11 protein-coding genes and 2 pseudogenes are annotated in these 14,816 nt (G+C 65.6%); 6 read left to right on the forward strand and 7 right to left on the reverse strand.

Features of this window, described 5'->3' with window-relative positions; genetic code table 11:
* The first annotated feature begins 163 nt into the window (after positions 1-163).
* The gene (locus DDF70_RS31435) at positions 164-1,252 is read left to right on the forward strand and encodes a sensor histidine kinase (protein WP_114948578.1); all 1,089 of its coding nucleotides are present in this window, start codon (positions 164-166) and stop codon (positions 1,250-1,252) included.
* Positions 1,253-1,512: 260 nt separating this feature from the next.
* Here DDF70_RS31435 and DDF70_RS31440 read toward each other — a convergent pair whose 3' ends face one another.
* The 5 genes and pseudogenes from DDF70_RS31440 to DDF70_RS31460 all read right to left on the reverse strand — a co-directional run bounded on the left by DDF70_RS31440 (position 1,513) and on the right by DDF70_RS31460 (position 5,988).
* Positions 1,513-1,887 (reverse strand): response regulator, encoded by a 375-nt coding sequence (locus DDF70_RS31440; protein WP_114948579.1) that lies wholly within the window; start codon positions 1,885-1,887, stop codon positions 1,513-1,515.
* The gene (locus DDF70_RS31445; RefSeq protein WP_114948580.1) at positions 1,880-3,424 is read right to left on the reverse strand and encodes a sensor histidine kinase; all 1,545 of its coding nucleotides are present in this window, start codon (positions 3,422-3,424) and stop codon (positions 1,880-1,882) included. Before DDF70_RS31445 ends, DDF70_RS31440 begins: the two co-directional genes overlap by 8 nt.
* A gap of 121 nt (positions 3,425-3,545) precedes the next feature.
* A pseudogene (locus DDF70_RS31450) lies at positions 3,546-3,827 on the reverse strand (ATP-binding protein); the annotation flags it as partial.
* Positions 3,824-5,335: an IS21 family transposase gene (istA, locus tag DDF70_RS31455; RefSeq protein ID WP_114948581.1), complete on the reverse strand. Its 1,512-nt coding sequence runs from the start codon at positions 5,333-5,335 to the stop codon at positions 3,824-3,826. The gene istA and the pseudogene DDF70_RS31450, both read right to left, overlap by 4 nt.
* A gap of 269 nt (positions 5,336-5,604) precedes the next feature.
* Positions 5,605-5,988 (reverse strand): response regulator, encoded by a 384-nt coding sequence (locus DDF70_RS31460; protein WP_114948582.1) that lies wholly within the window; start codon positions 5,986-5,988, stop codon positions 5,605-5,607.
* A gap of 213 nt (positions 5,989-6,201) precedes the next feature.
* Here DDF70_RS31460 and DDF70_RS31465 point away from each other — a divergent pair, with 213 nt between their 5' ends.
* From DDF70_RS31465 to DDF70_RS31485, 5 genes are all read left to right on the forward strand, one after another.
* Positions 6,202-7,350 carry a sensor histidine kinase gene (locus DDF70_RS31465; protein WP_245435722.1) on the forward strand — a complete coding sequence of 383 codons (1,149 nt, stop codon included), beginning with the start codon at positions 6,202-6,204 and terminating at the stop codon, positions 7,348-7,350.
* A 364-nt stretch (positions 7,351-7,714) separates the two neighbouring features.
* Positions 7,715-8,662, forward strand: a complete 948-nt coding sequence (locus DDF70_RS31470) for an IS110 family RNA-guided transposase (protein WP_114948584.1) — start codon at positions 7,715-7,717, stop codon at positions 8,660-8,662.
* A gap of 354 nt (positions 8,663-9,016) precedes the next feature.
* On the forward strand, positions 9,017-10,687 hold the full coding sequence (locus DDF70_RS31475; RefSeq protein ID WP_114948585.1) for a PAS domain-containing protein: 1,671 nt from the start codon (positions 9,017-9,019) through the stop codon (positions 10,685-10,687).
* Positions 10,688-10,782: 95 nt separating this feature from the next.
* Positions 10,783-12,621: a PAS domain-containing sensor histidine kinase gene (locus DDF70_RS31480; protein WP_114948586.1), complete on the forward strand. Its 1,839-nt coding sequence runs from the start codon at positions 10,783-10,785 to the stop codon at positions 12,619-12,621.
* Positions 12,614-12,985 (forward strand): response regulator, encoded by a 372-nt coding sequence (locus tag DDF70_RS31485; protein WP_114948587.1) that lies wholly within the window; start codon positions 12,614-12,616, stop codon positions 12,983-12,985. Before DDF70_RS31480 ends, DDF70_RS31485 begins: the two co-directional genes overlap by 8 nt.
* 399 nt (positions 12,986-13,384) lie before the next feature.
* Here the strand turns inward: DDF70_RS31485 and DDF70_RS37160 are convergent, their stop codons facing one another.
* Both DDF70_RS37160 and DDF70_RS31490 read right to left on the reverse strand, forming a co-directional pair.
* The gene (locus DDF70_RS37160) at positions 13,385-13,558 is read right to left on the reverse strand and encodes a hypothetical protein (RefSeq protein WP_162820620.1); all 174 of its coding nucleotides are present in this window, start codon (positions 13,556-13,558) and stop codon (positions 13,385-13,387) included.
* 10 nt (positions 13,559-13,568) lie between these two features.
* Positions 13,569-14,710, reverse strand: a pseudogene (locus DDF70_RS31490) (IS110 family RNA-guided transposase).
* Between the last annotated feature and the right edge of the window lie 106 nt (positions 14,711-14,816).

Raw genomic sequence — 14,816 nt, forward strand, 5'->3', positions numbered from 1 at the left:
ATCAAGAAGCGCTTCGGCACGCACGAGAATACCATCCGAGAGATCCGCATCGATAGCAGAGGCATTGCCATCGGAGAGCCCCTGGAGGGCTTCCAGGGTGTTCTGCGCGGCACGCCGGTCTTGGCCAATGGGGACCGCGCCCGGCTGCTCGAAGACCGCTGACATGAGCGAAACACTTCACCTCCATTCGGAGCGGGCGCTCATCCTGGCTCCGCATGGACGGGATGCGGCTGTTGCGGCGGACATCCTGCACGCTGCGGGGCTCGCGGCCGAGATCTGCCCTGACCTGCCCGCGCTGGTCCGTGAGATCGCTCAGGGGGCGGGCTTTGCGCTCGTCACGGACGAGGCTTTCCGCACCGCCGATCTGAAGGAGCTTTCCCGTTGGCTGTCGGACCAACCCCCCTGGTCTGACTTCGCCTTCGTGCTCCTCACCCGTCGCGGTGGCGGGGTTGAGCGCAATCCGGCCCTGGCGCGTCTGTCCGAGGTCCTGGGCAACGTGGTGTTCCTGGAACGCCCTTTTCATGCCGGGACGCTGGTGAGCGTCGCCCGCTCCGCCCTGCGGGGACGGCTTCGGCAATACGAGGCACGGGCCCGGCTGGAGGATCTGCACGAAGGTGAGGAGCGGCTGAGAGCGGCGCTCGACAAGGAAAGGCGCGCGGCCGAGCATCAGAGGGTGCTCATCAATGAGTTAAACCACCGGGTGAAGAACACGCTCGCCACCGTGCAGTCGATTTCGGCCCAGACCCTACGCACGGCGGACACGAAAGCGGACGCGCGCGAGGCGTTGGAAATGCGTCTGCTGGCTTTGTCCCGGGCCCATGACGTGCTCACCCGCGAGAGCTGGGAAGGCGCGGACCTGGTCGAAGTGGTCGCCAATGCCCTGAGACCTTATGAGACCTCAGGGGAGAGCCGTTTCCACATCAAAGGGCCGCATGTGCGGGTCACGCCGCGCATGTCGCTGGCGCTGGCGATGGCGCTGCATGAGCTGGCGACCAATGCTGTGAAGTATGGGGCGCTGTCCAACAAGACCGGCACCATTGAGGTGTCGTGGGAGCTGCAAAACGGAACCGCGCCACCGCGCCTGAGCTTGCGCTGGATCGAGGCCGGAGGGCCGCCGGTGGTGGCTCCGAGCCGGCGGGGCTTTGGGTCGCGTCTGATCGAACGCACCCTGGCGCAGGATCTGGATGGTCAGGTGGCGATTGCCTTTCCTCCCACTGGCGTCGTGTGCACTGTCGAAGCGCCTGTGGCGTAGATCTGCGTGTGCAACGGTTCCGTCCGACGCCCGTCTTCGAACGTTGCTCTAAAGAACTTGGGCGAGAGACGGGAGGAGATACGGCGCAAAGCCTAATGTTGCCTCCTGGCACCTCTCGGAAGCAAATCCAGAGACTGCTCTCGCCCAGAATATCGGACGTTCCTAGAGGTAAAGGGATCGGCAGAGGATAACCCGTTTCAGACTTACGGTTGAGTGAGCACCGAGGGCTTGTAGGAATAGGACGAGGCTGTAACGCCGGCCTACGTCGCCTTCAGCATCTGCGCCAAAGCTCTCACAACAGCCCGAGGTTCGGTCGGCTTTTCGAGCCGCAGAACATGGCCATAGGAAGCCGGGATTCCCTTCTCGTTGTAGCCTGTGACGAACAGGAAAGGGACGCCTTGGACCACCAGCTTGTCCGCCACAGGGAAGACCTGGTCTCCGCCCAGGTTTACGTCCAGCACGGCTCCGTCCAAGGAAGGCGTCCGTTCGATCAGGCCGACCGCAGCCTTCACGGACGGAACAGGTCCTATCACAGCGGCACCCGCCTTGCTCAGTTCCTGCTCCAGTTCCGTGGCCAGGTAGTATTCGTCCTCAACCACCAGGATGTGACAGTCGCGCAAGCTGTGATCAGCCATCAGCGCTCTCCTTGTCCGCAGCCTTGTCGGACACAGGCAGCGCGATGGTGCAGTGGACGCCGTCGGCTTCCATGGCAAAGGACGTCCTTGCGCTGAGTTGATAGGGCAAGGCCCGCTCGATCAGCTCGCGCCCTGCACCGCTTCCCCGGGGCGCAGCATCGTTCGGGTCTATCCTCACCCCGCTTTCGCGCCAGTCCACATGCAGCCAGGGCTGACCGTCTTCGTGCTGGAGCTGCCAGTGAATGGACAGGTGCCCCTCGGGCTCATGCAGTGCCCCATACTTCAGCGCATTGGTGCACAACTCGTGGAGGGCCAGGGCCAGGGTTTGCACCGTGCTGGAGCGGAGCGCCACGCCGAGCGGTCCCTTCAGCGTCACTTTCTCGGCCTTCTCGTTGGCTCCGCCGTGAGCCGCCAGCTCGCTCTCAATGAGCTGGTCGAACATGACCCGCTCATCCTGGGTCAGCCGCGACAGCAATCCTTGCACGCGCGCCAGGGCGGCGATGCGGTCGTGGAACGCCGAGCCGAAGTCCTCCAGGCTGGTGCTGGAGCGAAGCGTCCGGTCGGCAATCCGGCGCACCACGGCCATGAGGTTGCGGGTGCGGTGCTGAAGCTCGCCCAGGAGCACCTGCTGCCGATCCTGCCAGGCCCGCCGCTCGGTGACGTCCTGGCCGATCTTGAGGAAGCCTGTGACGGAGCCATCCTTATCCCGCAGCGCCCGCACGGAGCCCTCGATGAACACGCGCGAGCCATCCTTGCGCAGGTGCCAGCGCACGTTCGGGGCGATCCCCTCCTGGCGTGCCGTCTCGACTTCCTTCCGGTCCACACCGGCCTCGCGGTCCTCGGGCGTGAACACAAGGCTGGCAGACTGCCCCACGGCCTCGGCCTCGCTCCAGCCGTAGACCACTGCTGCGCCCGGGAGCCAGTCGGTGATGCGGTCATCCTGGTCGGCAATGAGGATGGCATAGTCGGTGGCTGCTTCGACGGTGAGGCGAAAGCGCTCCTCGGACGAGCGCAGGGCCCGCAGCTTGAAGAGCCGGTCGATCACCGGACCGAGGATGGTCGCGTAGGTGCGCAGGAACTCCGTGTCGTTCTGGTCGAACTCGCGCGGCTTGGTGTCATCGACCTGGAGCAGGCCGTAAGCGTGGCCGCCGGGCAGCAGGATCGGCACGTTGGCGAGCGCCACCACGCCCGTCTTCTTCATGAACTCGGGGACATCGAAGCGTCCGTCCTGGCTGATGTCCTGGGTGATGACGGGCTTTCTTTTCCTGATCGAGTACGTCTCGGACGAGCGCTCGTTCATCGGCAGCCGCACCTGCCCGACAATGTCTGGCGGCCAGCCCACGCCAGCCCGCACCAGTAGGCTTTCACCATCTTTTGCGATCTCCAGGACCTTGGCACGTCCTGTTTCCATGGCCTCGCTCACCAAGCGACAGGCTTCGGTCAGCACGTCATCGAGGTCCTCGGACTGGAGCGCGAAGTCGCCGAAATCGGCGAGCACCTTCTGCCGCTTGAGAAGGATCTCCACCTGTTTGTCCATCAGACCGCGCTTTCTCCATATCGCATATCAACGCCGCCAATCAGAAAGCGATGCACAGCATCCGCTAAGCTGCCCTCGGTAGCGTGCGAACGCAGGTTAGGGATCTTTTCTGTCGATCCCCCATCACCTGGGCCTTGCTGATCATCGGCACCGCGGCGAAGTCGAAGCTGTCGAGTGTTTTGCCGGGAGGAAGCCGCGCCTCGTCGAGATGGCGCTGGATGCGCCGGCTGGCGCGCTCGGCCATCTCGTGTTCGGCCAGCGCCGCCAGGAAGCGGGCCGCCGGCCAGCCCTCCTTGTCGGCACGGGCGGCAAAGTCCGGCCAGATCGTTTTGATCGCCGGCAGCCGCAGGTCGCTGAGCGCCAGGCTCAGGCGACCGGCATCAATGGTATCGGAGCTGGTCATGCGACCTCTCCCTGATGCACGCGGGCGAGTTCCTCGTAGGCACTGAGCGGCACATGAGAGACCACAATGTCGGGCACCGCACCGGCATCCGGGCTGAAGCGGGCGCGCAAGCTCTTGAGATCCGGCAGCCGGCCGGCCTTCAGATCCGCAGCGAGGCGCGCGGCGAGTTCGGCCTCGCAGGCGCGCTCGTGCGCCAGGGCGAGCAGATCCACCATGGTGCGGCAGGCGGTGCGGACGGGAAGCTGGCCCACCATCGCCTCGAAGGCGCGGGCGTAGGCTTGCCGGGGGAAGAGCTGGTCGCGATAGACCAGTCCCATCAGGGCCATAGGCTTGCGTCTGAGCGAGTGGATCACATGCCGGTCATCGACCACATGCCCGTGCCGGCCGTTGGGATGGGCCCGCCCGCGCGGCAGCGTGAACTGGTGTGTGCCGCCGAGATAGACCTCGAGGCGATCATCAAAGAGCCTCACCCGCAGCCGATGGCCGATCAGGCGCGAGGGCACGCTGTAGAACACCTTGCGCAGGACGAAGCCGCTGGTCGAGGTCACGGTGACGATGGCGTCCTCGTAATCGGCGGTGCGCCGGTCCGGCAGGTCCTGAAGGGCAGCGCGCTCGACCGCGATGCGCGCGGTATTGCGGGCATTGCGGCGTCCGATGATCTCATCGACGAAGCGGCGATAGGCGGACAGATCGGCGAAGTCGCGTGAGCCGCGCAGCAGCAGGGCATCCTCGATCCCCTTCTTGAGGTGACCGTGCACGCTCTCGATGGAGCCGTTCTCGTGAGCGATGCCGGTGTTGTTGCGGCTCGGCTCCATGCCGTAATGGGTGCACAGGGCATCATAGCGTCGGGTCAGGTCCTCGCGGGCGTCGCGATCCAGGTTGCGGAAGGCCGCCGAGAGGCTGTCGCTGCGGTGTTCACGGGGAGCCCCACCCAAGGCCCAGAGGGCGTTCTGCAGCCCCTCGGCCAGGGCGACATAGCTCTCGCCGCCGAGCACCACATGGGCATGCTCGAAGCCGGAATAGGCGAGCCGGAAGTGATAGAGCCGATGGTCGAGGGGCTGGCCGGCGACCGTGATGGCCAGATCGGCCATGTCGGTGAAGTCGGACAGGCCCATGCGGCCGGGCTCATGCACCTGGCGGAAGATGACCTCCTGCTCGGGACCATGCAGGGCGCGCCAGGATCGGACGCGGCGCTCCAGAGTGCGGCGGATGCCGGGGCCGAGGTCGGGATGGCGGCGGACGATCTCCTCGAAGAGAGCCACGGGCCGCAGGCTCGGGGCGGCCTGGAGAAGGGGAACGATCTCGCTGTCCCAGACGCGGGCGAGCGGATCGGGACGCCGGCGCCCGCGTGGGACTTTCCTGTGCGAGGGCAGCCGCGGGTCCTTGTCGATGCGAGAGGCGGTGGACGGGCTGAAGCCGGCCTTGGCGGCGGCGATCGGGGCGGTGTTGGTTTGGCGAAACTTCATGTACAGCCTCATCTGGCAGTCGGTGATGTGGCGGCCGGGCACAGGGTGGGTTCCTCATTGGCGTGAAGAACTCCAATCCTTATCCGGTCGGCCGCGACGGCCAGACGGTGCGGTCCTGACGGATCGCACCGTCACTTCTCATTCAGATCGCCGCTCAACTTCCACCCTGATCGCCGCGCCTTACGATCCCCAAGCGCCATGAAACTGGGCCTGCCGGAACAAGCCAGGAGTCCCTGAATCTGCGCGATGAGGCGGCCTGGACTTCTCACGGCTGCGCCGGTCCAGGGGATTTGACCTCTCCGGAACTTCCTTCATCGGGCGCGCAGCACCGACGGCAGGGCCTGTGCAAGATCCTGCGGCTCGAACGGCTTCTCCCAGAGCGGGATTGCCCGGTACTCCGCCGGCACCTCTGCCTGGGCATAGCCGGTCGCGAACACGAAGGGCACGCCGCGCTCGGCCAGAGCATCGGCCACAGGGTAGACGGCCTGCCCCTTCAGGTTGATGTCGAGGATAGCCGCATCGATGGCCTCCCCGGAGGCCAGCAGCGCCAGAGCCTTGTCCTTCGTCGGCACCGGCCCCACCACCTCGGCCCCGAGCTTCTGGAGAGCCAACGTCATGTCATCGGCAAGGTAGAACTCGTCTTCCACCACCAGCACCCGGCAGTTGCTGAGAGATCCTGTCGCTGAGCTTGACATGCTTGTCCTCCGCATCTCTCCCGCGGCGGGAGCGGAATCTGAGGTCAGCGAAACGGCTTGGCCCAGGAATAACCTGTATTGACGTGCGGCGTTCCAGAAAGGGGCAAACAGGCTCAGCCGACGAAACCACATCGGTGCCAATGAGAGCTGAGGGGAAAGCCCAGTGAGCCTTATCGGCGGCTCGTGCGTTGTAGAGGTCATATGAGCCCGGCGATGAACAGGACCACATCTCGTTCCCAAACGGTCTGGCCCGTAGGCGGGGGCGAGATGGGCGAGCGCATCCGCCAGCATAACTGGGCCGGAACACCGCTCGGACCCGTAGGAACCTGGCCGCAGAGCCTGAAGACCGCCGTCGACATCATGCTCGCCTTGCCCGGGCCGGTGGCGATCCTCTGGGGGCCTGAGCGGATCCAGCTCTACAATGACGCCTACATCATTGTTGCGGCCGAGCGCCATCCTGCCATTTTGGGGCGACCTGCCGCGGAGAGCTGGCCGGAGGCGTACGAGTCCTTCCTTGGGCCGACCTTCGAGAGGGTGTTTCAGGGCGAGGCTGTGGCCGTCGAAGACCACGAGGTCTTGCTCCAGAGAGCCGATGGCGACGGGTTCGAGGTGCACCATTTTGTAGGCTCGTTCTCGCCCATCCGGGACGAGACGGGCGCGGTAGGCGGTGTCTTCCACCCTCTCACCGAGACAACCGCCCGCATTCGGGCCGATGCGGCGCTGCGCGAGAGCGAGCACCAGGCCCGTCTGCTGCTGTCCGAGTTGCAGCACCGGGTGCGCAACACGCTTGCGGTGATCCGCACCATCAGCCGCCGCAGTGCCGCCACCAGCGAGACGGCGGAGGACTATGCCATGCACCTGGACGGGCGCATCGATGCCTTCGCCCGAGTGCAGACGGCCGTCACGCGGGATCCGACCGCCGGTTTGGATTTGGAGCTTCTGGTGGCCGACGGGCTGCTGGCCTTTGGAGCTCAGGAGGGTGAGCGGGTCGCCGGCATCACGGGACCGGAGGTGCGCCTGAAGCCCAAGGCGGCCGAGACCATCGCGCTCGTCATCCATGAACTGGCGACGAACGCCGTGAAGTATGGTGCCCTCGCGACGGACCAGGGGCAGATCACGGTGGAGTGGAGCATCACCAGGGGAGATGGTGAGCCGCATCTCGTCTTCCGCTGGATCGAGACAGGAGTGAGGTTGTCAGGTGAGAAGCCACAGCGGCGAGGCTTTGGCACCGAGCTGATCGAGCGGACGCTGGCCTATGAACTGGAAGGCACGGCGAGCCTGGAGTTCACGCCAGACGGTCTGCATTGCATCATCAGCCTGCCCGTTAGTGAGATCCTCGCGGAACAAGCGCTTCAGTCCTAGCCGGCTCCCTCAACGGCACCGGCCAGCACGGCGCGCCAAGCCGCGAGTCGGTCCTGTTCGCGTCTAAAGCATCGGACGGTTTGTCGGACCCGCTTGGTTGCCGCCTCTGCCCAGGGGCGAGGGGTGGGGCATCGTGGATCCACCTTTTCGTCCGATGCTTGTCTTATGATTTTCCTGTCCTGATCGCTCAAGATGAGGACACCGCCAGCGAGTCGCGAGCTCGCTGGCGGTGGGAGGGGATGGGTCGTTCCGATGCAGACCGGTGCGGGTCGAGCTAGAGTTAGACCGCCCCTCTCTTTTCCTCGTGGCCTGAACGGATACCCGGGCGTGATGGCCCGCATGACAAGCCAAGGACGCGGAAAAGATGCAGCAGCTTATACCACAGACCGCCGGCATCGACATTGCCAAAGATCAGCTCGATGTTTGTCTCTACCCTGATGGGGCAACACGCCGCTTCACCAACGATCCTCAGGGCCACCGCGCCCTGATCGCCTGGCTGGCCAAGTACTCTCTCCAGCGCGTGGTCTTTGAGCCGACTGGCGCCTACCACCGCACCCTGGAGCGCAGTCTTGCTAGGGCCGGCCTGCCGCTGGCCAAGATCAATCCCCGCCACGCCCGCCGCTTCGCGGAAGCCCTGGGCCAGCTTGCCAAGACCGACCAGCTCGATGCAGCCCTGCTGGCGCGCTTTGGCGCCCTGCTCGAGCCGCCCACCCGGCCTGTGCTCAGCCCCATGCTGGACGCGATGAAAGAACTGCTGGTGGCCCGGCAGGCGCTGATCAAGGACCGCACGGCGGCCCTCAACCGGCAGAAGATCGTGCGCTCGCCCCTGTGGCGGCGCCACCTTGCACAGCGGCTGCGCCAGATTGCTCACCAACTCGCTGCCCTTGAGGCCCACCTTCTGAGCCTGTCTCAGGACGATGCCGCCCTTGCCCCGCGCTTGGCGATCCTCATGAGCATTCCCGGCATTGCCCAAGCCACCGCCGTGAGCCTGCTCGTCGACATGCCTGAACTCGGCAGCCTCGATCAGAGCCAGGTGGCCAGTCTGGCCGGCCTGGCTCCGGTGGCCCGTGACAGCGGGGCTTCACGCGGGCGCCGCACGATCCGCGGGGGCCGCGCTCCTGTGCGTCAGGCGCTGTATATGCCGGCGCTGGTGGCGGCCCGCTTCAACCCGGATCTGAAAGCCAAGTACCAGGCCCTGCTCGCAGCGGGAAAACCGGCCAAAGTAGCTCTGACGGCCATCATGCGAAAGCTCATCATCCTGGCCAATGCCCTCTTGCGGGATCAGCGGCACTGGTCACCAAAACCCGCTTGATCAACACGGATACTCTAGGTGGAAGGTCAGGTATGGCACGGGGCTGACCTATGCCGAACTTCTGCAAGAGGTGAGTACAGCGGACCTTTGCAAGGCCACGCTTAGAGACCGTCCGTGACCCAACCCGTTCCTTCCGGGCTATCACGCCGGCGCTGGAGGTCCTCCATACCTGGCGGGTGCACACCGTGGTCTACAGCGGGGGCGAACTGCCGGAGAAGCTGGACAGCAAGATGCTTTGGGCGCGAGCCGGACGGAGAGGCAAATCCGGGCGGGGTGGACGGAATTGCCCGAGTCAGAGCGACTTACAGGCTTTCGAGCGTTGTCCACCAGGTCGAACGTCGGGTGGAACCATGGATGATCGATGACCCTAAACCGGATGTAGGCGCATGGCTGCGCGGTGACGGCAAGATGGCTCGTCGCATCCGCGAGCTTAACTGGGCGGCAACGCCGCTCGGCCCGATCGAGCAGTGGCCGCAAAGCCTGAAGACCGCTGTCCAGATGATGCTCGCCTCCGGGCACGCGATGATGCTGGCCTGGGGCCCGGCGCGAACAATCCTCTACAACGATGCCTATGCCCCTATGCTCGGGAACCGCCATCCGGGTGCGCTTGGGCTGCCGTTCCACGAGGCATGGCCCGACATCTGGGAGGAGATTACGCCGCTGGTGGCGCAGGTGTTCGCCGGCGAAACGGTGCGATACGAGGACCTGCCGCTGGTGATGACGCGGTACGGCTATCCCGAGGACACCTGGTGGAACTTCTCCTACTCGCCCGTGGGGGACGAGGCGGGAGCGGTCGCGGGCCTGTTGAACGTCACAGTGGATGCGACGCCGCGCAAACGGGCCGAGCGTGCCGAGGCGGCGCTGCGGGAGAGCGAGCAGCGGCAGGCGTTCCTGCTGAAGCTGAGTGACGCCCTCCGGCCGCTCGCCGACGCGGCGGAGATCCAGGCCACCACGACCCGACTGGTCGGCCAGCACCTCGGCGTCGACCGGGCGATGTACGCTGAGGTCGAGGGCGAACCAGGCGCTGAGACAGGCATCATCCGTGGTCAATACGTGCGGCCGGCGTGTGAGGGCTGCCCGTCAGTCGTTCCGTTCCCAGAGCGGTTCACGTTCCAGCCGTTCGGTGCCCACACGATGCCGGGGCGCTACCGCGGCGAGCTTCTGGTCGTCGCCGACGTCAACACCGATCCCGGCTTTGACACCGCGGAGCGGGCCGCCTGGACGGCTGCCGGCGTGCGGGCCGCTGTTGTCGCGCCGCTCGCCAAGGGCGGCCGCTTGGTGGCCGAGTTCGGCGTGCACTGCACGGCACCGCGCGCTTGGACAGATGCAGAGGTGTCGCTCGTTCAGGATGTGGCCGAGCGCACCTGGGCGGCGGCCGAGCGCGCCCGAGCCGAGGCGGCGCTACGTGCAACATCAGAGCGCCTCGCCGGTCTGGTGCAAGGCCTGCCGGTCGCCATCGGCCTGACGGACGCGCAGGGCGAAGTGACGCTCGCCAACGAGGCTTGGCGCGCCATGATCCCGAAGGTCATTCCGACGCGTGACCCGAAGCGCCTGCCGCTCTGGCGCGCCTGGGGCCCGGACGGGAGGCCGTTGGACAAATCCGAGTTCCCTGGCGCACGCGCTCTGCGAGGCGAAACGGTTCTGCCTGGGATCGAGATGCTTTACGGCGGTGAGCGTGAAGCGCACTGGAAGCAGGTGAGCTCCATCCCGCTTCGGGACGAGCATGGCGACGTGATCGGGACCGTCTCGGCCATCGCCGACATCGACGCGCTGAAGCGCTCGGAGGCGGGGCTGCGCGAAAGCGAGGAGCAGTACCGTATCCTCTTCGAGTCCATCGACGAGGGCTTTTGCGTCATCGAGGTGCTGTTCGATACGAGCGGTGAGCCGGTCGATTACCGCTTCCTCCAGGCCAACCCGGTTTTTGAGCGTCAGACCGGACTCGTCGACGCGATGGGCCGAAGGATCCAGAACTGGCTCCGGAGCACGAGAAGCATTGGTTCGAGATCTACGGCCGGATTGCGCTGACCGGCGAGCCGGAGCGGTTTGAGAACCGGGCTGACGCACTCGGGCGGTGGTACGACGTCTATGCCTTCCGTGTCGGCGCGCCGGAGCAGCGCCGGGTGGCGATCCTGTTCCGGGACATCCTTAAGCGTAAGCGGGCCGAGGAGGCGCTACGGGACAGCGAGGTGCGGTTCCGCGCGCTGGCGACCGCCGGCAGTTACGCCATCTACCGCATGAGCCCGGACTGGCGGCAGATGTATGCCCTGGAAGGGCAAGGGTTCCTGGCCGATACGCAGGAGCCGGCTGAGGATTGGGCGAGCGTCTACATCCTCGAGGAAGACCGTCCCAAGATGCAGGCGGCCATCGCCGAGGCGATTGAGAAGAAGAGTCTGTTCGAGCTGGAGCACCGGGTCCGGCTGGCTGACGGCGGCATCGGCTGGACGCGTTCGCGCGCGGTGCCGATCCTCGGACCGGACGGGGACATCCTCGAGTGGTTCGGAGCCGCCACCGATGTGACCGCCCGCAAGGCGGCTGAGGCGGCTCTGCACGAGAGCGAGGAGCGCTTCCGTGCCATGGCCGACACCACGCCGGTTCTGATCTGGGAAACCGACGCCAGCGGCGTGACCTCCGTCAACGGGCACTATCTCGACTTCTTCGGGGTCGATTTCGACGCCATCCGCGGGATGGGATGGGCGCAGTTCCTGCATCCGGATGATGCCGGCGGCTACGTGGCCGCCTATCGTGACGCGTTCTCACAGCGGAAGGCCTATGCCTATGAGTGCCGGTTCCGCCGCGCCGACGGCCGATACCGCTGGCTGCGCAACAGCGGCGGACCGGTGGGCGCAAGCTGCTTCGTCGGCTGCTCGCTGGACGTCACCGATCTTCAGGAGGCGCAGGTTGCCCTGCGGGCGAGCAAGGCACGGCTCCAGGCCGCCATCGATCTCGTCGGCCTGTCGCCCTACACCTGGGATCCGGCCACCGGTGCCCTGGAGTGGGATAACCGCCTCAGGGCCATGTGGGGCCTGCCGCCGGATGCTCCTGTCGACCACGAGGTGTGGCTGTCCGGCATCCACCCCGAGGATCGGGCCCGGGTCGAGGCCGCAGTGGCCCAGTGTACCGATCCCTCGGGCGATGGGATCTACGCCATCGAGTATCGCGTCATCGGCATTCAGGACGGTGTCGAGCGTTGGATCTCGACCCAGGGCCAGACCATCTTCGAGACCGGCAGGCCGGTAGGATTCATCGGGGTTGCCCTTGAGATCACCGACCGCAAGCGGGCCGAGGAGGCGCTGCATGAGAGCGGGGAGCGGCTGAAGGTGCTGGTGGCCGAGCTTCAGCACCGCACGCGCAATCTGCTGGGCGTGGTGCGCTCGATCGCGGATCGGACCCTCGCCAGCAGTTCCTCGCTCGAGGCGTTCCGGGAGCGTTTCCAGGACCGTATTGACGCGCTGAGTCGAGTGAACGGGCTGTTATCACGGCTTGAGGAAAGCGACCGGATCAGCTTCGACGAACTGCTCCGGGCCGAGCTGGCAGGGCTTGGCGTCATGGACGGCGAAGGACAGGAGTCGCAGGTGATGCTGGAGGGACCGAAGGGCATTCGCCTGCGCTCGGCCACAGTCCAGACCTTCGCGCTCGGGCTGCATGAACTGGCGACCAATGCGGTCAAGTACGGAGCGCTCTCCCGGGCCGAGGGGCGGCTGCTGGTCCGGTGGGGTCTGGTGGATGGGGGAGACGGTGGTGATCGACGGCTGCGGGTGGAGTGGCAGGAGACCGGCGTGCCGGTGCCGCCGCCTGCGGGAGCGCAGCCCTACCAGAGAGGGTCAGGCCGGGAACTGATCGAGCGGTCACTTCCCTATCAGCTTGGGGCTGAGACCTCATACGAACTTATGCCGGAAGGCGTGCGCTGCACGATCACCCTGCCGATTTCTACCACGCACCGGGAGGCCCTGCATGCTTGATCCAACGTCTGCCTCAGCCCTGCGGGGCCGCCGCATCCTGGTGGTGGAGGACGAGTACATGATGGCCGACGACTTGCAGCACAACCTGGAAAAGGCAGGTGCTGAGGTGATCGGCCCGGTGCCGAGCGTGGCGGACGCATTGAGATTGCTGGCGGCAGAAGAGAACGTTGACGGGGCCATCCTCGACGTGAACCTCAGAGGCGAGAAAGCCTACCCCGTGGCGGACGCCCTGCGCGAGCGTGGGGTGCCGTTCGTGCTGGCGACCGGCTACGAGCAGTGGTCGCTGCCGGAGGCCTACAAGGACGTGCCCCGCTGCGACAAGCCTGTCGACCTGCGCCACCTCGCCCGTGCGCTCTTCGAGTGAAGCCGTCTCACCGGACACGCCTTTAGCGGGAAGGACTGCTGTTGGCACTTCTCAGAAGTAGACCGACAGTCAGCTCTCGCAAGGAACAGCGGAAGTTCCTCGAGGGCATGGGATCGTCAGTGCGTGACCGAGAGTGTGTCAAAACTCAAACAGGCTCGGCCGTGCCGAAAGATTCGTACGAATTTATGCTCCTGTACCGAGAATTCCGCGGTCTGTCAGCGCCTGCACGAAATCAAATTGCTCCACTGAGCGACCTGCTCGCGTTTTGACACAGCCTCACATGAGGGTGGGGTGGTCAAGCGGTTGATCAGGGCATCATCATAGGATCTCCTGTTTTACAGCGGACGCGCGGGTCTGAGCCTCATCCATGACGCGGCCCATCCCTGGGCACGGTCCACCTCACATGCGGTCGCCATTCAGAACGGCTGCACCATCATCCCGCTTGCGGCGGGCCAGGCTCAGGACGGCGGCACCCTTCTCGAACAGCGGCAGGCAAGGCCAGGGCTGTGTTCGGTTCGCCGACCCGCATCCGCCAGGATTGATCAGATCCTGGAAGATCACTCGATGAGGCAAAGTTCAGGGATCATGTGGCCTTCATCACCGCGCCTTCGATCACCACGCCGGAGGCCACATACTTCCACAGCGCCACCAGCAGCTTGCGGGCCAGCGCTACGATGGATGTCTTGCGCTGGCGGCTGCCGCTCGCGCTGACCCGGCCCTTGAACCATTGGCTCAGGGCTGAATGCGGCTGGTGGCGCAACCAGAGCCAGGCGAGCTGGATCATGATCGTGCGCAGCCGCGGATTGCCAGCCTTGGACACCCCTTGCTCGCGATCAATCGATCCGCTCTTCCAGGGTGTGGGAGCCAGGCCCGCATAGGCCGCCACCTGTCGGCGATTGCTGAAAGGCCGGAACAGGCCCTCCGCCCAGAGGATCCCGGCAATGTCGGCCCCAATGCCCTTCAGGCCCAGCAGCAGGGCCGGAGCGGGTGCGGTCTCGGCGGCCCGAGCCCGCTCCAGGAGAGCATCCCGCTCCGCCTCCACGGTCCTGATCTGCTCCAGCAGCAGCTCCAAGCGGTCGAGCTCACGCCGGATCTGAGTTTTGAGATGCCGCGGCAAAGGGCGCCCATCGCCGGTCGTGAGCGCGTCGAGCCGCTGGCGGCGATCGCGACGCAGGGGTTCATAGTCCCGGATGCCTTGCGCAAACAGCAGCCCCTTGATGCGATTGACATGCTGCACCCGTTCCACCGTGAGGGTCTGGCGCTCCCGGCTGACCCGGCGCTGATCCTCTTCCTCTGGGGTGGGCGCTTTGACCATGGCACAGACCCGTGGCTCGCCGCGCTTGTAGGCCAGCAGGGTGCGCACTAGGGCTTCGCCATCGATCTTGTCGGTCTTGGCGCGTCGCCGCCGGCGGGAGGTGGCGATCGAAGCAGGGTCCACGACATAGCTCTCGATGCCTTCGCTGAGCAGAACCCGGTGAATCCAGAACCCATCCAGACCGGCTTCATGAATGGCGATGATCGGAGGAACCTGACCGGTGCGGGCCTGTGCCTTCTCCTGCAACTGCGCAAACCGCATCAGCAGCCCGGCGATTCACCGGCTGGCGTCGCATGCTTCGACATCTTCTCGCCGGCCCCGGGCGACAGCGAGGTGATCAGCCAGACGGAACGACTGAGTTCCATTGAGACGAAGATCGCGCCAAGATCGGTGCGGATAGCGGTCTGCATGGGCCGGTGATCAAGTGACATGGGTCGCCTCCAGAGTGGTGGGTCAGCAACCTCACTCTGCCATCAAGCAGGCCGCTATCCACCCCTCATAGGATCTCGACCCGAA

The sequence above is a fragment of the Microvirga calopogonii genome, from assembly GCF_003347665.1.
GTDB classification, from domain to species: domain Bacteria; phylum Pseudomonadota; class Alphaproteobacteria; order Rhizobiales; family Beijerinckiaceae; genus Microvirga; species Microvirga calopogonii.